18 protein-coding genes and 2 pseudogenes are annotated in these 20,009 nt (G+C 39.9%); 11 read left to right on the forward strand and 9 right to left on the reverse strand.

The window, feature by feature from the left end:
* Positions 1–86: 86 nt before the first annotated feature.
* The 3 genes and pseudogenes from AN490_RS19765 to AN490_RS19775 all read right to left on the reverse strand — a co-directional run.
* Positions 87–416, reverse strand: a pseudogene (locus AN490_RS19765) (Uma2 family endonuclease); the annotation flags it as partial.
* A 197-nt stretch (positions 417–613) separates the two neighbouring features.
* Positions 614–907 carry a hypothetical protein gene (locus tag AN490_RS19770; protein WP_148761176.1) on the reverse strand — a complete coding sequence of 98 codons (294 nt, stop codon included), beginning with the start codon at positions 905–907 and terminating at the stop codon, positions 614–616.
* Between the two features lie 477 nt (positions 908–1,384).
* The gene (locus tag AN490_RS19775) at positions 1,385–1,555 is read right to left on the reverse strand and encodes a chlorophyll a/b-binding protein (RefSeq protein ID WP_015083487.1); all 171 of its coding nucleotides are present in this window, start codon (positions 1,553–1,555) and stop codon (positions 1,385–1,387) included.
* A gap of 251 nt (positions 1,556–1,806) precedes the next feature.
* Here AN490_RS19775 and ald point away from each other — a divergent pair, with 251 nt between their 5' ends.
* On the forward strand, positions 1,807–2,898 hold the full coding sequence (gene ald, locus AN490_RS19780) for an alanine dehydrogenase (protein WP_300006575.1): 1,092 nt from the start codon (positions 1,807–1,809) through the stop codon (positions 2,896–2,898).
* A gap of 93 nt (positions 2,899–2,991) precedes the next feature.
* Here the strand turns inward: ald and AN490_RS19785 are convergent, their stop codons facing one another.
* Positions 2,992–3,381, reverse strand: a complete 390-nt coding sequence (locus tag AN490_RS19785; RefSeq protein WP_168696209.1) for an MAPEG family protein — start codon at positions 3,379–3,381, stop codon at positions 2,992–2,994.
* A 98-nt stretch (positions 3,382–3,479) separates the two neighbouring features.
* Between AN490_RS19785 and AN490_RS19790 the strand changes: the two genes are divergently transcribed.
* Both AN490_RS19790 and AN490_RS19795 read left to right on the forward strand, forming a co-directional pair.
* Positions 3,480–4,271, forward strand: coding sequence for an ABC transporter ATP-binding protein (locus AN490_RS19790; protein WP_148761179.1), 792 nt, complete (start codon positions 3,480–3,482; stop codon positions 4,269–4,271).
* A gap of 51 nt (positions 4,272–4,322) precedes the next feature.
* A complete protein-coding gene (locus AN490_RS19795; protein ID WP_300006576.1) occupies positions 4,323–5,762 on the forward strand; it encodes an MlaD family protein in 1,440 nt (479 codons plus the stop codon).
* A gap of 123 nt (positions 5,763–5,885) precedes the next feature.
* Here the strand turns inward: AN490_RS19795 and AN490_RS19800 are convergent, their stop codons facing one another.
* Complete coding sequence (locus AN490_RS19800; protein ID WP_015083492.1) at positions 5,886–6,182, reverse strand: DUF3288 family protein; 297 nt, start codon at positions 6,180–6,182, stop codon at positions 5,886–5,888.
* A 243-nt stretch (positions 6,183–6,425) separates the two neighbouring features.
* On the opposite strand from AN490_RS19800, the gene AN490_RS19805 reads away from it, so the two are divergent.
* Positions 6,426–8,876 (forward strand): ATP-dependent Clp protease ATP-binding subunit, encoded by a 2,451-nt coding sequence (locus tag AN490_RS19805; protein WP_300006577.1) that lies wholly within the window; start codon positions 6,426–6,428, stop codon positions 8,874–8,876.
* 318 nt (positions 8,877–9,194) lie between these two features.
* Here the strand turns inward: AN490_RS19805 and AN490_RS19810 are convergent, their stop codons facing one another.
* The 3 genes from AN490_RS19810 to AN490_RS19820 form a co-directional block, all read right to left on the reverse strand.
* The gene (locus AN490_RS19810) at positions 9,195–9,488 is read right to left on the reverse strand and encodes a hypothetical protein (RefSeq protein ID WP_300006578.1); all 294 of its coding nucleotides are present in this window, start codon (positions 9,486–9,488) and stop codon (positions 9,195–9,197) included.
* A gap of 395 nt (positions 9,489–9,883) precedes the next feature.
* On the reverse strand, positions 9,884–11,635 hold the full coding sequence (locus tag AN490_RS19815) for an ABC transporter ATP-binding protein (RefSeq protein ID WP_300006579.1): 1,752 nt from the start codon (positions 11,633–11,635) through the stop codon (positions 9,884–9,886).
* Positions 11,636–11,746: 111 nt separating this feature from the next.
* The gene (locus AN490_RS19820; RefSeq protein WP_015083424.1) at positions 11,747–12,433 is read right to left on the reverse strand and encodes a hypothetical protein; all 687 of its coding nucleotides are present in this window, start codon (positions 12,431–12,433) and stop codon (positions 11,747–11,749) included.
* 527 nt (positions 12,434–12,960) lie between these two features.
* Between AN490_RS19820 and AN490_RS19825 the strand changes: the two genes are divergently transcribed.
* The 6 genes and pseudogenes from AN490_RS19825 to mgtA all read left to right on the forward strand — a co-directional run bounded on the left by AN490_RS19825 (position 12,961) and on the right by mgtA (position 18,427).
* A complete protein-coding gene (locus AN490_RS19825; protein ID WP_300006614.1) occupies positions 12,961–13,863 on the forward strand; it encodes a DUF2382 domain-containing protein in 903 nt (300 codons plus the stop codon).
* 43 nt (positions 13,864–13,906) lie between these two features.
* A complete protein-coding gene (locus AN490_RS19830; RefSeq protein ID WP_015083422.1) occupies positions 13,907–14,089 on the forward strand; it encodes a CsbD family protein in 183 nt (60 codons plus the stop codon).
* Positions 14,090–14,190: 101 nt separating this feature from the next.
* Positions 14,191–14,820 carry a general stress protein gene (locus AN490_RS19835; protein WP_213713213.1) on the forward strand — a complete coding sequence of 210 codons (630 nt, stop codon included), beginning with the start codon at positions 14,191–14,193 and terminating at the stop codon, positions 14,818–14,820.
* Between the two features lie 14 nt (positions 14,821–14,834).
* Positions 14,835–15,305 carry a BON domain-containing protein gene (locus AN490_RS19840; RefSeq protein ID WP_300006580.1) on the forward strand — a complete coding sequence of 157 codons (471 nt, stop codon included), beginning with the start codon at positions 14,835–14,837 and terminating at the stop codon, positions 15,303–15,305.
* A gap of 165 nt (positions 15,306–15,470) precedes the next feature.
* A pseudogene (locus AN490_RS19845) lies at positions 15,471–15,620 on the forward strand (CsbD family protein); the annotation flags it as partial.
* A 287-nt stretch (positions 15,621–15,907) separates the two neighbouring features.
* On the forward strand, positions 15,908–18,427 hold the full coding sequence (gene mgtA / locus AN490_RS19850) for a magnesium-translocating P-type ATPase (RefSeq protein ID WP_300006581.1): 2,520 nt from the start codon (positions 15,908–15,910) through the stop codon (positions 18,425–18,427).
* 50 nt (positions 18,428–18,477) lie between these two features.
* Here the strand turns inward: mgtA and AN490_RS19855 are convergent, their stop codons facing one another.
* Complete coding sequence (locus AN490_RS19855) at positions 18,478–18,666, reverse strand: CPXCG motif-containing cysteine-rich protein (protein WP_148761195.1); 189 nt, start codon at positions 18,664–18,666, stop codon at positions 18,478–18,480.
* A gap of 248 nt (positions 18,667–18,914) precedes the next feature.
* Here AN490_RS19855 and galE point away from each other — a divergent pair, with 248 nt between their 5' ends.
* Positions 18,915–19,913 (forward strand): UDP-glucose 4-epimerase GalE, encoded by a 999-nt coding sequence (gene galE, locus AN490_RS19860; protein ID WP_213719536.1) that lies wholly within the window; start codon positions 18,915–18,917, stop codon positions 19,911–19,913.
* The last annotated feature ends 96 nt before the right edge of the window (positions 19,914–20,009 follow it).

Here is a 20,009-nt window from a genome sequence, read left to right on the forward strand (position 1 = left end):
GTGCCGTTTTTCATCCCCTGTCTAAAGCACGAAAGACGGAACTTCGTTCCTGTTTCTCAGGGGCTTTCAAACTTTCCGGGCTATCTTGTAACTATTGTGGTATTTGTGCTGTAATAAACAGGTTGACCTTCAATTACCATCACATCAGGATAAGTAAATTCCCGATAGCGTGGTATCCACAATTTCACATCACCAATATAAATTTCATAGTCTAAATCATTTAACGCCACATTCAAGCCAGTTGCTAAATTTAACGCCAGTTTATTATGATTTGTTGTTCCACCAGTCATAGATATAATTTCTCCATCTCGATATTCATTCTTATAATCAGCTTTTTCCTCTAATTCTAAATATTCTTCTGGAGTATAGTAAGCTGTAACTACTTTGATTTCTTGGGTAGTAGTTTGTAGTTTCATCGTTCTATTTAGTAATAGTTACTAATTGAATTTTACTTGATTTTGAATAGTGTAAATTTCTGACAAAGACCACATATAACCAGTAGTCCTGAATCTTTCCAAAGTTTCCAAATATAGCATATTTTGGGCAAATGAGGTACAAATTTTCATCATAAAGCTTTGCACCTCAAGCGTTTTACCGCTGACAGCTTCGGTAATTACTGACGGGATTTCTTCTTGGAAACCTTTAATACAGGTAAAGCATCAGCCGAAGACTGAGGAGGTAAATAATATTGAGCAACAGGCTCTTCTGGTAAAGCCGGACGTTGCTGCATTCGCCATAATTTAAAGACGAGAGCTATTCCAACTGTTCCTAAACCAAAGATGAAAAGTGACCAACTATCATCCAAACCACCAATGAGAGCATCTATTGTTCCCGCTGTTATCAATGCGCTAATGATAGGTTCTTTGCGGTAGGCTGACTTTAAAAAACGAGGTAATACAGCATTCATCACAGCTTACTTAGTTCCACTTAGAGTTTTTGTATAAACTTACTCAGAATATCCTAACTACAATTTGTCTATTTGATTAGAGGCAAATAATAGCACAAATAATTGTAATTTCCTTTGCCGAAAAAGGGAGTACGGTAATTAACACCCTAGAAGTAATTGCTTTGAGGATCATCACAATTATTTCCATTGTACTAGTAGTTCGTCAAATTTATTTTGACGGGTAATGATCGGAAAAAACTTCTGTTTTTCCCTCCCCTACTCCCCTGCCCCTCTTCTCCCCCTGCTTGCCTTTACCCGTCATTTTTGGATTGACAGACTACTAGGACTGACGCACGAAATTAATTTAGCGAAACAGACTGTGAGGACAAAAATCAACTGAAAACTAATGTAGAGACATTCCATGGAACATCTCTACACCTAAATTCATGCTTTATTAAACTATGCCACGCAAGTTATCAGTAACGCCAGATTAGAAGTCTACTTCAAACCGAGCCATGCAATTACACCTTGATTGGTAGCATATTCGATTATCACCATTAAAACAAAGCCAATCATAGCCGCTCTGCCATTTAAACGCTCGGCATATTCATTAAAACCAAACTTAGGTTGTTCTAATTTAGGGGTAATAGTTGGTTGTTGTTGTGTCATAATCAGTGATTCCTTTCTTGATAATTGGCAAACAAAAATTTACAGGGATTTTTCAAGTAAATTGTCGGGGATGGTCGTCGGTACTTAACAATTTTTAATTATTCTTTATCTATTGTAAGAAACCTGGCGAATTAGTCAAGGTGTAGCGTGAGGGAGACTAAAAAATTTTGGATTTTGAATTACTGAATACGGAAATAATCAGCTAGGTACTGGCACGCTAAAGTGAAACAATAAAATATAAGAGGTTATCAATGGAAATTGGTGTTCCCAAGGAAACTAAAGATCAAGAATTTCGGGTAGGTTTAAGTCCTTCCAGTGTTCGGGTATTACGAGAAAATGGTAATAATATTTTTGTAGAAAGTAAAGCTGGTACGGCTGCGGGATTTACTGATGAAGACTACCGTAATGCTGGAGCAGAAATTGTAGATAAAGCCGATGCTGCTTGGAATCGGGAGTTAGTTGTTAAGGTAAAAGAGCCTTTAGTAAGCGAGTATAAATTTTTGCAGAAAGGACAATTGTTATTTACTTATTTACATTTAGCTGCAAATCGTCAACTAACAGAACATTTAATTGATTGTGGCACTTGTGCGATCGCTTATGAAACCGTAGAACAACCAGGAGCAAATAAACTCCCCTTACTCACCCCCATGAGTATTGTTGCTGGTCGGTTAGCCGTACAATTTGGCGCAAGATTCCTAGAAAGTCAACAAGGAGGAAGAGGCGTACTTTTAGGAGGTATCCCCGGAGTCAAAGCCGGTAAAGTCGTGATTTTAGGTGGTGGTGTAGTCGGTACAGAAGCCGCAAAAATCGCCGTTGGTATGGGTGCAATGGTGCAAATATTAGATGTCAACGTGGAACGCCTATCTTACCTAGAAACCCTCTTTGGTTCGAGAGTAGAACTACTTTACAGCAATTCCGCCCATATTGAAGCCGCAGTTAAAGATGCAGATTTACTGATTGGTGCAGTTTTAATTCCTGGTAAAAAAGCCCCCATTCTAGTATCTCGTGAATTAGTTAAACAAATGCGTCCTGGTTCAGTGATTGTAGATGTCGCTGTAGACCAAGGTGGTTGCGTGGAAACATTACACCCCACATCTCACACCAAACCAGTATACATTGATGAGGGAGTAGTGCATTATGGCGTTCCTAATATGCCAGGAGCAGTTCCTTGGACATCCACACAAGCCCTCAACAACAGCACCTTACCTTATACTGTCCAGTTAGCAAACCTGGGACTTAAAGCCTTAGACATTAACCCAGCCTTAGCAAAAGGTTTAAACGTCCAAAATCATCGGCTTGTACATCCTGCGGTACAAGAAGTCTTCCCCGATTTAGTTGAGTAAATCAAGTACATATATATAACCAATATGGGCGGAAGTCAATCCGCCCTCTTCCTTTGCGTCTTTGCTCCTTTGTATCTTTGCGCGAAACAAAAATTATTTCACCATAGATAAAATAATCCCCACCAGCGAACCAAGAATTAGCACCATACCGCTGAGAGAACTAATTGCAAAACCAGGACCGCGTTTTTCAGCAGCTTGATAATATCCCCAAGCATAAGCAATTCTTCCTACTATCCAAGCTGCACCGAGAGCAGAACCCCAAATAGGACTAACGTAAATAGAAAACAACCATAAAGCCGGAATAAATAAAGCTAGTTGTTCCAAGGTATTTTGTTGTACCCTTAGCACTCTTTCAAAATCGAGGTTTCCTGTAGTTTGCGGTACGGGGACTTGATATTTAGCTCTAGCTATACCAACATTAATTGTGACTACAAAATATAATATAAGTGCGGAAACAGTTACTAAACTAGGATAAGGAGACATAAGCTTGAGTAAAATTGAAAATTGGCTTTATTTACAAAATATTATAGGTGACAGGTGATTAAGTGACAGGTGAGAATTTAATCAATTACCAACCAGCAATGATAGAAACATTAGAACCATTAATTGAATTAAGAGGTATTTCTAAGACTTTTGGCAATAACAAAGTTTTAGATAATGTTGATTTAAAGATATACCGAGGACAAGCACTAGGGATTATTGGCCCTTCTGGTACTGGTAAATCAACTGTTTTGCGGATTATAGCCGGATTATTAAAACCCGATGAGGGAGAAATTTATATTCAAGGAGTACAACGAAAAGGTTTAATAGAAGATGCTGCTGACCCTGTGGGGATTGGGATGGTATTTCAGCAAGCGGCCTTATTCGACTCCTTGACAGTCGAAGAGAACATTGGATTTCTACTTTATCAACATTCTCGATTAAAGCGATCGCATATTCGGGAATTAGTCAATCAAAAACTAGAATTGGTAGGACTAGCAGATATTAGTCACCTTTACCCGTCAGAACTTTCTGGAGGAATGCGAAAAAGAGTCAGTTTTGCCCGTGCTATTATGTCCAATCCTCAACGTCCTACAGATAGTCCAGAGGTTTTATTATACGATGAACCTACAGCCGGATTAGATCCCATTGCCTCAACGGTAATTGAGGACTTAATCCGTGACTTACAACATACACAAGGAGTCTGTAGTACCTACTCCATTGTGACTCACCAAGATAGTACAATTCGGCGGACATCGGATCAAATAGTCTTTCTTTATCAAGGAAAAGTGCAATGGCAAGGTACAGTAGTTGCCTTAGATCACACAGAAAATCCCTTAATTAGACAATTTATGAGTGGAAGTGTACATGGACCCATTCAAGTAGCTGGTTAAGTACCAAATCAAATAAAATTGCTGAGTTTAACGCTATCAGTGGAGGAATAAATGCGAGGTCTAATTAGCAGCTTCACATCTGCACGTACATGGAGAGAAGGTTCTGTAGGATTGTTGCTCCTGCTAGGGTTAGGCGCATTTGGAGTAATTTTACTGTGGTTGAATAGAATCTCCCCCGGCCAAACTTCTTATCAAGCAACCATCGAATTTGCTAACGCGGGGGGAATGCAAAAGGGTTCAGCAGTGCGTTTTCGGGGTGTGAAAGTGGGGACTATCACCAATGTTAAACCCGGCTCAAATGCGATTGATGTCGAAATTCAAATTAACTCCCCTGATTTAATAATTCCCAGTAATTCGATCATTGAAGCCAATCAAAGTGGATTAATAAGCGAAAATATTATTGACATTACACCAAAAGGAGATTTACCTGGGAAGGTAACCGCTAAACCCCTAGATAAAGACTGTAATTCCAGCCTAATTATTTGTAATGGTTCTCGCTTAAAAGGTGAAATTGGCATCAGTGTTGATGAACTGATGCGACAATCAACTATTTTTGCGGCTCAGTACAGTAGTGAAAAGTTCTATAAAAATGTGAATCGTACGTTAGAAACCTCGGCTAATGCTGCTGCTAATATCGCTGATTTGACCAAGGATTTGCAAGGTTTGAGCAAAACCTTCAAAGGACAAATAGGTGTATTTTCAGATACAGCAGCTACATTACAACGTTCGACAGTCCAATTAACTGCAACCACAACCAAAACAGCGAATCAATTAGGCGAAACATCTAAAGACTTTAGTACAACAGCCAAACAAGCAAGTCGCTTACTAACAAATTTAGATAATCTCATCACTACTAATCGTTCTTCTTTAGTTGGTACTTTGAATAGTATGACGGAAACCAGTAACCAACTTAGGCAAACAATTACCAGTTTATCACCGGCGATTAACCGCTTAACCCAAGGAAAATTATTAAATAACCTAGAAACCCTATCTGCAAATGCAGCCGAAGCTTCTGCGAATTTAAAAGATGCTTCTAAAACTTTAAATGATCCAAAAAACATTGTTTTACTGCAACAAACTTTAGATGCAGCTAGAGCAACATTTGAAAATACCCAAAAAATTACCGCTGATTTAGATGAATTAACAGGCGATCCTAAGTTCCGTCAAAATATGCTGCGATTGGTAAATGGTCTGAGTAAATTAGTTTCTTCTAGCAAAGACATCCAGGAAAAAACCAAGGTAGCTGTAACTCTAGATTCTCTCAAAGCTGATGCTAATCGCCCAAAGGTAGTAATTACCGCACCCGTTCCCGAAAAACAAGTATCGGTAGTTGAGCAAAGTCGAAACTTAGTAATTACTCCCCCACCCAAAACCCTGGAGAAAGTAGAAATAACCACCCAACCTATCTCCGAACCACTCAATTCATCCCAAGAACAACTCCTCCAACAACTCCGAGATTATCGAGAACAGGGGACAGGGGACAGGGAGTAGGGGAAGTGGGGGAAGTGGGGGAAGTGGGGGAAGTGGGGGAAGTGGGGGAAGTGGGGGAGAAACTTCCTTCTTTATTCTTTTTTCCTCCTGACTCCTGACTCCTGACTCCTGAACTCCTATTCCCTAATTCCAATCCTGCTCGTCTTTTTTGCCCTGACTTTTGTAAATTCCGCCGATATCATGGATTTGACGGGTTTTTGCAAATAGTTCAGTTTCCGTTAAACCCCAGCGTTGCAAAACTTTATCTAAGTTGCTTTGGATGTCCCGCGCTCCCGGAAAACCTTGATAGCGAATTTTTAGTCTAGCCAATTCTGATAAATTGTAATCGGTTGCGTCTTGAGCGAGTAAAATATCAATAAGGGGGCGATCGCGGTTGTAGAGTGGATGTTGTTGGTCTTTACCGCCGGAAATTTCTGTCACAATTAATACCTGTACGAAGTTAGCAATCCATCAACAACTCAAGATGAAAAATCTCGACCATTGCTAATTATCTACCATTATCTAGTGAATGACGGCAACTACGCCTTGTCACTTACGGCTCTCACTACTGCCATTCAGCTTAAAATAAAGATACATTATCTTTAAGAAAATACAAGAAACTTTAGATGAGGGTGAAATAATATCTCACCCAAAGTCCAAGCAGCACGAGGGAAAGAACCCGCTATGTTTGAACACTTCACTTCCGAAGCCATTAGGGTAATTATGTTAGCCCAGGAGGAAGCACGACGACTGGGACACAACTTTGTAGGAACAGAACAAATTCTCCTGGGTCTAATGGGAGAAGGAACAGGTGTTGCTGCTAAGGTGCTGGCTGAGTTGGGTGTTACCCTGAAAGAAGCCCGTCGGGAAGTAGAAAAAATAATTGGCCGGGGTTCTGGGTTTGTCCCACCGGAAATTCCTTTTACCCCGAAAGTAAAAAGCCTGTTTGAGCAATCTTTCCGAGAAGCTCACGGTCTTGGACATAATTACATAAACACTGAACACTTATTATTAGGTTTAACTGAGGCTGGTGAAGGAGTCGCCGCCAAAGTATTACAAAATCTAGGAGTGGATTTACCAGTTATCCGTTCCGCCGTTATGAGCCGATTGGGTGAAGATACGGCGGTTGTCACTGGTGGTAGAAGTAATTCTCAGCGCAATCAAAATTTATCCATAGAGGCGTTTGGCAGAAATCTCACCAAACTGGCTCAGGATGGCAGGCTAGACCCGGTAGTTGGTCGCCAGAAGGAAATTGAAAGAACTGTGCAAATTCTCGGTCGGAGAACCAAAAATAACCCGGTTTTAATTGGAGAACCAGGGGTTGGTAAAACAGCGATCGCTGAAGGTTTAGCGCAACGTATTATCAATCAAGATGTCCCCGAAATTTTACTTGATAAACAAGTAATTAGTTTGGATATGGGGTCTGTGGTAGCGGGAACTCGTTTCCGGGGTGATTTTGAGGAACGCCTCAAGAAAATCATGGAGGAAGTCCGCACCGCCGGGAACATCATCTTAGTGATTGATGAAATTCATACCTTAGTGGGTGCAGGTGGCACAGAAGGCGGTTTGGATGCAGCTAATATCCTGAAACCGGCTTTAGCACGGGGTGAACTCCAGTGCATTGGTGCTACTACCTTAGATGAATATCGTCAGCACATCGAGCGTGATGCGGCTCTAGAGCGGCGTTTCCAGCCAATTTTGGTGGGAGAACCATCGGTAGCCGAAACTATTGATATTCTCTATGGTTTACGCGGTGCTTATGAACAGCATCATAGAGTCAATATTACTGATGAAGCAGTAGTTGCGGCGGCTGAATTGGCAGATCGTTATATTAGCGATCGCTTTCTACCCGACAAAGCCATTGACTTGATTGATGAAGCTGGTTCTCGCGTGCGTTTACGTCACTCGCACATTGCGAATAACAAAGAACTTAAACGGGAATTAACCACCGCTACCAAAGCCAAATCGGAAGCCATTAGAGTTCAAGATTTTAGCAAAGCTGGTAATTTGCGGATACAAGAATTAGAACTACAAACCAGACTTGATTTAGAAGAAAATCAGGAAACTGTCAACGCTCCCCTTGTCAACGAAGAAGACATTGCTCAAATTGTCGCTTCTTGGACTGGTGTTCCCGTTAATAAACTGACTGAATCTGAGTCTGAATTACTTTTACATCTTGAAGACACTTTACATACAAGATTGATCGGACAAGAACAAGCAGTTACATCGGTTTCTCGCGCTATTCGTCGCGCCCGTGTCGGCTTAAAGAGTCCTAATCGTCCCATTGCTAGTTTTATCTTTTCTGGTCCGACTGGTGTCGGGAAAACCGAATTAGCTAAAGCTTTAGCTTCTTACTTCTTCGGGGATGAAGAAGCAATGGTACGTTTAGATATGTCCGAATACATGGAAAGCCACAACGTTTCCAAGTTGATTGGTTCACCTCCTGGTTATGTAGGATACGATGAAGGCGGACAATTAACGGAAGCTGTACGGCGCAAACCTTACACAGTATTGCTATTCGACGAAATCGAAAAAGCGCATCCCGATGTATTCAATATGCTGCTGCAAATCTTGGATGACGGTCATCTCACGGATGCGAAAGGTCGGAAAGTAGACTTCAAGAATACATTAATTATCTTGACTTCTAATATTGGTTCTAAGGTAATTGAAAAAGGTGGTAGTAGCTTAGGGTTTGAGTTTGATAATGCAGCAGAAGCTAGTTATCATCGGATTCGTAACTTGGTTAACGAAGAACTCAAAGCATATTTCCGTCCCGAATTTCTCAACCGTGTTGATGATATTATCGTCTTCACTCAACTCAACAAAGATGAAGTCAAGCAAATTGCTGAAATCATGCTGCGTGATGTTGGTAGTCGTCTCAAAGATAAGGACATGACTTTAGAAGTGACGGAAGCTTTTAAAGAGAAGGTTGTCCAAGAAGGCTATGATCCTAGCTACGGTGCTAGACCATTACGCCGCGCTATTGTGCGTCTGTTGGAAGATTCTCTGGTTGAAGCGATCTTATCTGGGGAAATTGCAGATGGAGATAAGGCTATTGTGGATGTAGATGATGATGGCCAGGTAAAGGTCAGAAAATCGGAAACCCGTGAGTTGTTATTAACTAATGTTGGTTAATTAGGGATTTCTACAATATCGGTAATTTATTTGGTGGGTGACTTTATTGTTAACCCACCTTTTTTTATGGGTTTTTTATAGAAGAATATGGATTAAACATTCCTGAAGAAGGATTAAGGACTATTTGTTTTTGTCCATTTATGATTACCAAATGTACAGCCGGAAACATCCGAAATACCCACCTCATTGTCGGTTTATTTGTGATTTTATTGACTTGATTTCTAATACCATCATCGAATTTAGCTAATTCTTGTCTAATTCTCTTCCTAGTTTGTCGTCATTTAGATGTGATGGTAATACTTCTGACTCCTCCTATAATTATTCATCTTGCAACAAGGATACAAGCCTATCTAAGGTTTGTGACAATTGAGTGATTTGTTCCATAGAATCCTTCTGAGAATCAGCCAAACTTTGAACAGCGTCACATAAAGCAAAAATCTGATATCCTTGCTGCTGTACTTGTTTTCCTTGAGCCTCTATTTGTATACTCAGAGCATCTACTCTGTGAGCAAGACGTTCAATTGTCTCAGTTGTCGAGAGTACAGCGTCTCCAATCTGTTCAACAATAGATTCTAGACGACTGATTCTTGTTTCTATTCCAGTTGCAATCATTTCTGGCCTGCTCCAATTTTGAGAAGAAATCATCACAGTAATATTCCTAAATATTCATTCCATAGTTTCATAATCAGCATTATTAATAAATAAAGTAATTTGTCATCATTCCTCTTAGTTTTGACTTTTGACTTTTGACTTCCGCCAAGCGGTGCTAATCCCTATTCCCTAGTTCCTACGTTAAATTACAAAAGAAGGGAACAGGGAACAGGGAACAGATAAGAAACTTTAGTTGCACCAGTTTAAAGCTTCTGTCAAAAAAAGATGTTTTTAAAAGATGCGTAGCCCGAAAAAACAGTGTCATTATTTCAATCTCATGTTTTTAAACATGAGTTTTTCCTGTTAGAAAGTTGCCCGTTCCCTGTTCCCTCTGAAAAAAATTAATCCATTTTGGTTCAATGTAATAGTTCTTTTACTTGGTGTTGATGCCACAAATTTTGATAAAGTCCAGGCTGTTCTACCAGTTCTGAGTGATGACCAGTCTGGACGATTTTCCCCTGTTCCATGACCAAAATTCGGTCAGATGTGGCAGCAGCAGAAAGTTGGTGGGTAATGAAAATTACGGTTTTTCTTTTTGTCCCTGTAGCCAGATTGGTGAGGATTTGTGTAGCAGTTTGATTGTCTACACTGGATAGGGCATCATCCAACAGCAAGATGGGGGCATCAATTAACATTGCTCTTGCTAAAGCTGTGCGTTGTCTTTGTCCACCAGAAAGGGTAATTCCTCGCTCACCCACTAGGGTTTCATACTGTTGGGGGAAATTCTGAATTTCTGCGTCAATTTGCGCCATTTTGGCGGCGTAAACTACGTCTTCTGCGGCGGAGACGGGATCACCATAACGGATATTATTTTTGACGGTGGTACTGAATAAAAAGCTATCTTGTGGTACGTAGGCGATCGCACCACGTAAATCACTCACAGCTAGTTTTGTCACATCCAACCCATCTAAAAACAACTGTCCTGGCTGAATATCCAATAATCTGGGGAAAGCATTCGCTAAGGTTGATTTTCCTGAACCAACCGGACCGACAATAGCGACTACTTCCCCAGGAGCAATCCTAAAATTAAGATGTTCTAGAACTGGGGTATTTACGCCAGGGTAGCTGTAACTAAAGTTTACTGCTGTCAGTTCCCCTTTGAGTTTGTTAACCTCCAGATGAATACTATCTGGTGTGTCTTGAATTTTGGGAGTCACACTGAGAATAGTTTCTAAACGATCAATACTGACTTCACCCCGTTGGTAAGCAGTAATGGTGAATCCTAATAAAGCGGTAGGGAAAATTAATCGCTCCACATAAATTAGCAAAGCCAGAAAATCACCAATGGCAAGAGTTCCAGAGGATATTCTGGCTGTACCTAACCAAATAATAATCAAAGAACTGAGACTTGCTAACCCACCAATGAGCGGAAATAGGGTGTTGCGCGTTTTAGCTAGTTTGAGGTTAGCGGTTAATAGCTGTTCATTTTTCTGACTAAATGCTTGACGCTCATTGTCTTCTTGGGCGTAGATTTTAATCAGTGCCATACCGCTCATATCTTCCCGTACCAGTTCACTGATTTCTGCAAGTTGTTCTTGGACGGCGGTTTGTTCATTACGCAAGCGATCGCTAAAAAAATGCACCATCAGGAACATGAACGGGTACACTGCTAATGATGCCAATGTCAGTTCCGCACTCAGAGACAACATCACTGGTAATGTCAGAGTATAGGCAAAAAAAGTATTTGCCAAACTTAATACAGCAAAACCTACCAACCGTCGAATATTATCTACATCACTGGTAGCGCGACTAATTAAATCCCCAGGAGTATTAACTGTAAAATAAGCAGGTTCTAATTGCAGTAAATGTTGAAAAATCCGCTGTTTGAGGTCAAATTCTACCTGTCTTCCCACACCAAAGATCCAAATCCGAGAAGCCATTCGCATCATCCACATAGCGGAACTAAGTAGGGCGATAAGGACTACATAATGGATGATTTGGCGAAAACTAAAACTCTTAGATAGAGTATCTACCCCTGAACGAATTAACAAAGGAATATATACACCCAGCCCATTGACAACTAATAAAGCAATAATACCGAAAACGGTTTCGCGCCAATGGGGGCGTAAATAAGCAGCGATTTTATCAAGTCTGTGTGATTTGGCCATGCCAACAATTATCTAACTTTTTGAGATTACAGGAGCAGTCATTGAGTCAGGAGTCAGGAAGAAGAACGAAAATTTATCCCCCTGCTCCCTCTTCCCTGTCCCCTGCCTCTTCTACGTCCGGCCACGTAAGAAAACATAAATCTGATTGAGATAACTTTCCCATACTTGGGTAGTAAGTTGCAGTGTTTCTGCATTAGGAACAAAGTCTTCTACCCGTAACCCACGGGTGCTGATTGCTTGAGGATTTTGGAGGAGATAGGAAGGGATATTCGCAGTCAGACTATTGAAGGCTATAGTTGGAGAATTTATCTCTACCATTGGTGGGATGATATTTTGCTGAATATCTGAGATTGTGAAATTAGGATTTGCTGAACCAAAGGCGACTAGGGCGGATGGGGAAGTTTGGTGATTTATGTTCGTCCCCTCAACTGTGGCAACTGGTGATCTGACGAGGAAGTAAGCGATCGCTGGCGTGCTGGACAAAAGCAAAACCGTCAAAGCCCATCCTAATAAAAAACCGCCCGGTTTATCAATGCCACCGCCTTTGATTTTTTGAGCAGCTAGAAACAACATTAAAACCGAAGCGCCCAAAGGCTTGAGCGGGAAGGAGATAAATCGCCACAATGAAGCCAATGCTGGTTCATTGGGATTGAGAAATGCTAAAGCTAAAACAACAATGACTAACCCTAAAACAAATCTGCCGACAAAAGTTACTGATGGATAGAATCTTTGAAACAAAGAAAAGGCTACAACACCAATTAAGAGCCATAGCAAAACCCGGCTTAACAACTGAAACATAAATTAACTCTCTAATTTTTTAGCGCAGTAAGCCTAAAGACCGCAGGAAGTGGATTGATTTTATCGTCAAGCTGACTTAAAAATACCTCAAACCTCACACCCAAAGATTACCGCCGTAGTGATTTTAGTGCAATTTTTTGACACCGAGTGTATTATTTGCGATTTTCCCCAAGAGAAATTTTTAGATTATTTGGCTATAAACGAATTTATACACTTTTAAACCCACCTAGATCCCCGACTTCTCCAAGAAGTCGGGGATCTGAACTTTCCTGCACATTTACTTGGTTGAGAATCTCTGTCTATTGACATACAAGCATAATCAACCCTTTGATGGACGGTCTTAATCATAAAAATAACTAATGTATACATATTAGAACTAACAGAGCAGAAAAACTAATAACCCAATTGTACCAGGTTCTAATGTTGAGAATAATTGGTATTTGATGACATCAACTGATGGTGAAACTGGAACAGGAGCAAAATTATCAACCTGTTCCACATGCGTAAAAAGTGGAGATGGAAATAGTATGCCTCTTTTGAAAATTAAAGAATTTGATCCGAATTATCGAGAAAGTTTTGAAGGCAAAGACATCAAAGGTATGGGTGTCTATGCAACCGCAGATGAAAAAATTGGCACAGTCAGCGATATTTTAGTAGATGACCAAGGACATTTTCGCTATTTTGTTGTTGATTTAGGTTTGTGGATTTTTGGGAAAAAAGTTTTATTGCCAGTTGGTCGTTCGCGCATTGATCATACATCCGAACGGATTTATACAGTGGGAATGACCAAACAACAAGCAGAGAATTTACCCGAATTTAACGAACACAAAGAAATTGATTATAACTATGAAGAACAAGTCAGAGGAGTGTATCGTTCCGAAGCATTCTTAGAAAGTTCCGGTTCTGTAGATACAGCCAGTTCTCGACCTGCGGGAGCTACTATGGTAGCCCCTCCCATAGCCCCACCGAGAAAGTCCGGTAACGGCAGTGCTGCCTATGACTATAAAGCAGATCCGGCTCTATATGCTTTGAATGATCAGGATCATCAAACTTTCAAACTATATCAAGAACGATTAATTGCCAACAAAGTCCGCGCCAAAACGGGAGAAGTGATTGTTGGGAAACATACAGAAACAGAAAAAGCGCGGGTTTCAGTTCCCATAGATAAAGAAAGAATTGTCATTGAACGAGTCACTCCTACAACTGCGGGAGAAACGGTGGCTTTAGGTAGCGATAGCTTTGGGACGACAGAAGTGAGTCGAATAGAACTTTATGAAGAAACTGCGGACATTCATAAAGAAGCTTTCTTACGAGAAGAAGTCAGAGTTAATAAAGTTGTAGATCACGAAACCATTGAAGCAGAAGAAACTCTGCGTCGAGAAGAATTGGATGTTAACACCCAAGAACATCCGAATGTGGAAAGAAGATAAAACCCAGATTTCGCGTTAGTAAATTTTCCATTAGGAGCAGATTATGAGTATGAAAGATAAAGCTAAGGCAACCGCCAAAAACATTGAAGGTAAGGTTCAAGAAGCCGTAGGCGATTTAACAGGAGATCCAAAAACTCAAGCAGAAGGCAAGGCAAAACAAGCAGAAGCCAAAGTTCGCCACGCAGTTGAAGATGTGAAGGATCAAGCCAGAGAAATTGTCGAATAGATTAACCAGGCAGGGGCAGGGAAATAAGACTTTTGATCTTACAAACTAATTCTTAATTACCTTGTTGCCTGCCACTTTTTCCCTTGTGAAAGGATAAAAAAATGACCTTGATTAATAATAAACGAGCAGTGGGAGTATTTTCTAGTCACGAAGAAGTAGAAGATGCTCTAAATGAACTGCGAGATAACGGATTTGACATGAATCAGGTATCTGTGATTGCTAAACATGATGAAGATCTCAATCAGCGATACCAAATTGGTGAAACACGAGTTCAAGAACCAACAGAAACCCGTGAAATCGGCCATGAAACCACTCATGAAACCACTCGTGTAGAGGAAGGTGCGAAAACTGGAGTCGAGGCAGGAGGAGCGGTTGGGGGGTTGACAGGGTTACTAATTGGGTTGGGAACTCTAGCAATTCCGGGGATTGGTCCAGTTATGTTAGCAGGAGCAGCAGCTACAGCGATCGCTACAACTCTAGCAGGTGGAGCTATCGGAGCAGCAGTTGGTGGTTTAATTGGTAGTTTAGTAGGTTTAGGAATTCCTGAACATCGGGCGCAAATCTACCACGATTATGTAGTTGATGGGGATTATCTAGTAATTGTAGATGGCACAGAGGCGGAAATCCTGAGAGCAGAAACAATTTTCAAGCACAAGGGAATGCGGGAATGGGAAGTTTACAATAGTCCAACCATTAGCCGTTCTGCTAATCCTGTTGTCTCGCGTGTGTAAAAGGGATTGGAAATATGAAAAAAATTACGCTTTTAGTCCTCAGTAGCATTTTGGTTCTGGGAACAGTTGCTTGTGACAATAAAGCCAAAACCAGCAGCAGTGCGCCCGATTCTGCTGAGAAAACTGGTGAAGTTCCCACAGATAAAACCATTTTAGCCAATCAAAAAGACGCAACTAGCCAACTTCGTCGAGATCAACTCAACGCAGATATTCGCGCCCGTGAACAACGCAATAATGTCACTGGAGGGAATGCAACTCGCGCTAATAGTGATCTTGCCAGTGAGGTTCGTTCTAAGTTGGAGGCGAATATTCCCTCTAGTCAATTAACTGTGGCGGCTAAAGATGGAGCAATTGTCGTAGTTGGAAATGTCCAGAATCAAGAACAACTAAATAAAATTAATTCTCTTGCTAAAGAAATCAAGGGTGTAAGAAGCGTCAAAGTTGTAGTCAAAATTGTTCCAGCCGTACCAAATCCAAAACTATAACCGATGACATTTATTAATTAACAACCTATAAATGAGGAAAATTTCATGAATCTATTTTCACAATTTCGCAAGTTTTTTTTCGTCATTAGTTTAGTTCTATTTCTGGGAATTTTCACAGCTTTTACATCTGAGGTTAGTCTCGCTCAGACTCAAATTGCCACAACTATGAATCGAGTCGAAGCCACAACTAAAAATATTGAAGGTAAAGTTCAAGAAACTTTAGGTAATGTGACAGGAAATAAAAAAGACCAATTCATCGGTAAAGCCAAGCAAGCTGAAAGTAAAGTTCGTAATGCAGTCGAAGATATAAAAGATACGAAGTGGCAACCCAACTCAAGAGCAACCAAAAAGATTGAAGCTAAAACTGAAAAAGCCATAGACAATAGTATTGTCAACCCTAATTATCTACCTAGTGGAAAAACTGATGACATAAAAAGTGAATCTCGTAACCCAGCAAATAAAATGAAAGAAGAGGTTCGCAATACTTTTAAGTAGTCATTAATTAAAATTTGTAGGTTGGGTTGACGCTCATGTTACCCAACATTTTTAGAATTTGGTGGCTGTAGTTTAACCAGAACTACAATTATTTCTAATATTAATTAATGAATTCACAATTATCCACTTTTTGGAATTTATCTGCCGATCAGATATTTGTGCAGGTACAATCAACCCCACAAGGTTTAAGCAGTGAAGAGGCTAAACAACGCCTGAGTAAGTACGGTGCAAATAGCCTCAAGCAAAAACAGCAATCCCATACTCTCACTTTGTTATTAAATCAGTTTAATAGTCCGATTATTCTGATTTTGATTTTAGCAGCAATTCTTTCCATTTTTCTCCAAGATGCTATTGATGCAGTCATTATTCTCGTAATTGTTCTCGCAAGTGGATTTCTGGGTTTTTGGCAAGAACGGGGTGCTGCTGATGCTGTCCAGAAACTCCTAGAACTGGTGGAAATCAAAGCGAGTATCCTCCGAGATGGTAAACCCCAAGATGTCCCAGTAGATGAGGTTATGCCGGGAGATATTGTCTTATTGTCGGCTGGTAATAGTATTCCTGGAGATTGTTTGGTTTTAGAGTCACAAACCCTATCGGTAGATGAAGCTACTTTGACTGGGGAAACTTATCCAGTGGCTAAAGAAACAGCGATTTTACCTGCGGAAACTGGACTAGGACAACGCACAAATAGCCTATTTATGGGGACTCATGTAGTAAGTGGTACTGCTAAGGCTGTGGTGGTGAATACGGGCAAAGCAACGGAATTTGGCAAAGTATCGGAACGATTGAAATTTAGACCACCAGAAACTGAGTTTGAGAATGGAATTCGCAAGTTTGGTTATTTTCTTTTGGAAGTAACTTTAACTTTAGTAATCCTAATTTTTGCCGCGAATATTTATCTCCATCGTCCGGTGTTAGATTCTTTTATGTTTTCCTTGGCTTTGGCTGTAGGACTTACTCCCCAATTATTGCCGGCAATTATTAGTATTAATTTAGCTCATGGTGCCAAGTTAATGGTCAAAAAACAGGTGATTGTCAAACGATTACCTGCAATAGAAAATTTTGGCAGTATGAATGTTTTATGTGCCGATAAAACAGGGACTTTAACTGATGGTGTGGTGCGAATCCGTTCGGCTTTGGATGTAGATGGTAAAGAAAGTGAGAGAGTTTTGTTTTATGCCTATTTAAATGCTATTTCTGAATCAGGTTATGTTAATCCTATTGATGAAGCAATTCGTAATCATAAATCCTTTGATATTTCTAAATATAAAAAATTGGATGAGATTCCCTATGATTTTAACCGCAAACGTCTGAGTATTTTATTGAGTAAAGATCATGATTGTCTGGTGATGACAAAAGGAGCAATTTCTAATATTTTAGATATCTGTAATACGGTAGAAATGGCAGAAGATAAAATAATTGATATTGAACCAATCCGGCAGCAAATCCAGCAAAAATATGAAGATTTAGGTAGTCAAGGTTTTCGGACTTTGGGCGTTGCCTATCGGATTATAAATACTAATCATATCACTCTTAAAGATGAAATTAATTTTACTTTTTTGGGCTATTTGGCTTTATATGATCCGCCAAAATCTGACATCAAAAATACAATTATTGATCTAGCAAATTTGGGCGTTACTTTGAAAATGATCACCGGTGATAGTCACGCAGTTGCTGCTAGTATTAGTCAGCAGGTAGGACTAATACAAACTAAGCTGTTGACAGGATCTCAAATCCAAAAACTCAGTGATGCAGCTTTGATACATCAGGTAAATCAGGTCAACATCTTTGCAGAAATAGAACCAAATCAAAAAGAGCGAATTATTGTAGCTTTGAAAAAAGCTGGTAATGTTGTCGGCTACATGGGGGATGGAATTAATGATGCTTCTGCGCTTTACGCCGCCGATGTGGGTATTTCTGTTGATACGGCTGTAGATGTGGCTAAGGAAGCTGCGGATATTGTCTTGATGCAGAAGGATTTGGATGTGTTATTGGGGGGAATCAAAGCGGGAAGAACCACTTTTGCCAATACCTTAAAATACGTATTTATGGCTACTAGTGCCAATTTTGGAAATATGTTCAGCATGGCAGGTGTGTCTCTAATGTTGCCTTTTTTGCCTCTATTGCCTAAGCAAATCTTACTAACTAATCTCCTCACCGATTTTCCAGAAATGACCATTGCTGCTGACAGAGTAGACCAGGAATTAGTTAGCAAACCGCGAAGATGGGACATTCATTTTATCAGTAAATTTATGTTGGTGTTTGGGTTACTAAGTTCTGTATTTGACTATCTTACTTTTGGGGCGTTGCTGTTTTTGTTACACGCCGACTCAGCACAATTCAGGACGGGTTGGTTTATGGAATCGGTTATTTCTGCATCTATGATTGTCTTAGTAATTCGGACTCGTCAATCTATTTTCCACAGTAAACCCAGTCCATACCTGTTTGGTGCAACAATAGCGATCGCTTTAATTACGTTGATTATTCCCTATACTCCCTTAGCATCTGTGTTGGGATTTCAAGCCTTACCTTTTAGTTTTGTCCTCATTTTAATGGCAATAGTTGCCCTCTATGTCACGGCTGCGGAAATTGTTAAAGGCATTTTTTACAGTCGGGTAAAGTTTTAACTAATATTTCTCTTTTTTGAGCCATTTTTTGTGAGGCTGTTCCCAATTATTTAACCATCATATTCGGTATCTATTTCAATATCTAGTGTGTCTTCGTCAATCCTGATATACAAAATATTAGGACGGCAACAAACTTGACAATCTTCTATATAGTTTTGTTGCATTCCGGCACTGAAATCAATAAAAGTTACGTTTACTTCTCCACAATAAGCACAATAAAACTCTGATGTATTTTGCATTTTTTATATCTATTTAATAATTTATTTATTTTCCCACATTTTAATATTAAATGATGAAATTGTCAATTGGCTATTTTCTATAATCATTAAAGTTATACCAATTTTATGTAAAGGTGTGCTAAATAAATTTTATAGCGTGGAGAATCTCTACTCATGCAACTTCTGGACAACAAAGAATAAATTTCATGTTCAAAAGGAAATAATATTAGGCTAAATTAGATTAATAAAAGAACCATCAAGGAGAAACTATGTCAGCGGGAAAGCCTAGTATTTTGGTAACGGGGGGAGCAGGATATATTGGTTCTCATACGGTGTTAGCCCTCAAGCAAGCCGGTTATGAGGTGGTAATTCTTGATAACTTGGTGTATGGACATCGGGATTTGGTAGAACAGGTTTTGCGGGTAGAATTGATCGAAGGGGATACAAGCGATCGCCTTTTATTAGATAATCTTTTTCAGAGTCGTAATTTTGCCGCAGTTATGCACTTTTCCGCCTATGCTTATGTAGGTGAATCTGTAACAGATCCGGCTAAATATTACCGCAACAATGTTTTAGGAACGCTGACACTATTAGAATCAATGTTAGCAGCTTCTATTAAGAATTTTGTCTTTTCTTCTACCTGTGCCACCTATGGTGTACCGAATTTTATTCCGATTACAGAAGATCATCCCCAAAATCCCATTAATCCCTATGGGGCAACTAAATTAATGGTAGAAAGGATATTAACTGATTTTGATGTGGCATACAATTTTAAATCAGTGCGTTTCCGCTATTTTAATGCTGCTGGTGCTAACCCCCAAGGATTATTAGGAGAAGATCATCATCCCGAAACCCATTTAATCCCTTTAGTATTACAAACAGCATTAGGTCAACGAGAAGCTATTAGTATTTTCGGAACTGATTATCCTACTCCTGATGGTACTTGTATTCGGGATTATATTCATGTAAATGATTTAGCAGATGCCCATGTTTTGGGGTTAGAATATTTATTAAATGGTGGTGAAAGCGAAGTTTTTAACTTAGGAAATGGTAACGGTTTTTCAGTTCGAGAAGTGATTGCTGCGGCGGAAGATGTCACAGGTATGGTAATATCAGTGCAGGAATGCGATCGCCGGATTGGAGATCCTCCAGCTTTAATTGGTACAAGTGAAAAAGCCAGAAAAATCTTGAATTGGCAACCTCAATATCCAGGTATTAAGGATATCGTTTCTCACGCTTGGCAATGGCATCAAACAAGGCATAAATAACTTTTAGTGTAAGTATTATCTCCCCGATTTCTACGATTGATTCATCACTTATTGACATCATTAAAGGAGAAGTCGGGGATCTTCCGCTTTTGTTGA

It is taken from the genome of Anabaena sp. AL09 (assembly GCF_001672255.1).
GTDB lineage: Bacteria > Cyanobacteriota > Cyanobacteriia > Cyanobacteriales > Nostocaceae > Dolichospermum > Dolichospermum lemmermannii.

What these genes read in the sequence shown, in the direction of transcription:
- AN490_RS19770 (WP_148761176.1), bottom strand. Translation starts at nt 907, where the DNA reads ATGAATGCTGTATTACCTCGTTTTTTAAAGTCAGCCTACCGCAAAGAA.
- AN490_RS19775 (WP_015083487.1), bottom strand. Translation starts at nt 1,555, where the DNA reads ATGACACAACAACAACCAACTATTACCCCTAAATTAGAACAACCTAAG.
- ald (WP_300006575.1), top strand. Translation starts at nt 1,807, where the DNA reads ATGGAAATTGGTGTTCCCAAGGAAACTAAAGATCAAGAATTTCGGGTA.
- AN490_RS19785 (WP_168696209.1), bottom strand. Translation starts at nt 3,381, where the DNA reads ATGTCTCCTTATCCTAGTTTAGTAACTGTTTCCGCACTTATATTATAT.
- AN490_RS19790 (WP_148761179.1), top strand. Translation starts at nt 3,480, where the DNA reads ATGATAGAAACATTAGAACCATTAATTGAATTAAGAGGTATTTCTAAG.
- AN490_RS19795 (WP_300006576.1), top strand. Translation starts at nt 4,323, where the DNA reads ATGCGAGGTCTAATTAGCAGCTTCACATCTGCACGTACATGGAGAGAA.
- AN490_RS19805 (WP_300006577.1), top strand. Translation starts at nt 6,426, where the DNA reads ATGTTTGAACACTTCACTTCCGAAGCCATTAGGGTAATTATGTTAGCC.
- AN490_RS19810 (WP_300006578.1), bottom strand. Translation starts at nt 9,488, where the DNA reads ATGATTGCAACTGGAATAGAAACAAGAATCAGTCGTCTAGAATCTATT.
- AN490_RS19815 (WP_300006579.1), bottom strand. Translation starts at nt 11,635, where the DNA reads ATGGCCAAATCACACAGACTTGATAAAATCGCTGCTTATTTACGCCCC.
- AN490_RS19820 (WP_015083424.1), bottom strand. Translation starts at nt 12,433, where the DNA reads ATGTTTCAGTTGTTAAGCCGGGTTTTGCTATGGCTCTTAATTGGTGTT.
- AN490_RS19825 (WP_300006614.1), top strand. Translation starts at nt 12,961, where the DNA reads ATGCCTCTTTTGAAAATTAAAGAATTTGATCCGAATTATCGAGAAAGT.
- AN490_RS19830 (WP_015083422.1), top strand. Translation starts at nt 13,907, where the DNA reads ATGAGTATGAAAGATAAAGCTAAGGCAACCGCCAAAAACATTGAAGGT.
- AN490_RS19835 (WP_213713213.1), top strand. Translation starts at nt 14,191, where the DNA reads ATGACCTTGATTAATAATAAACGAGCAGTGGGAGTATTTTCTAGTCAC.
- AN490_RS19840 (WP_300006580.1), top strand. Translation starts at nt 14,835, where the DNA reads ATGAAAAAAATTACGCTTTTAGTCCTCAGTAGCATTTTGGTTCTGGGA.
- mgtA (WP_300006581.1), top strand. Translation starts at nt 15,908, where the DNA reads ATGAATTCACAATTATCCACTTTTTGGAATTTATCTGCCGATCAGATA.
- AN490_RS19855 (WP_148761195.1), bottom strand. Translation starts at nt 18,666, where the DNA reads ATGCAAAATACATCAGAGTTTTATTGTGCTTATTGTGGAGAAGTAAAC.
- galE (WP_213719536.1), top strand. Translation starts at nt 18,915, where the DNA reads ATGTCAGCGGGAAAGCCTAGTATTTTGGTAACGGGGGGAGCAGGATAT.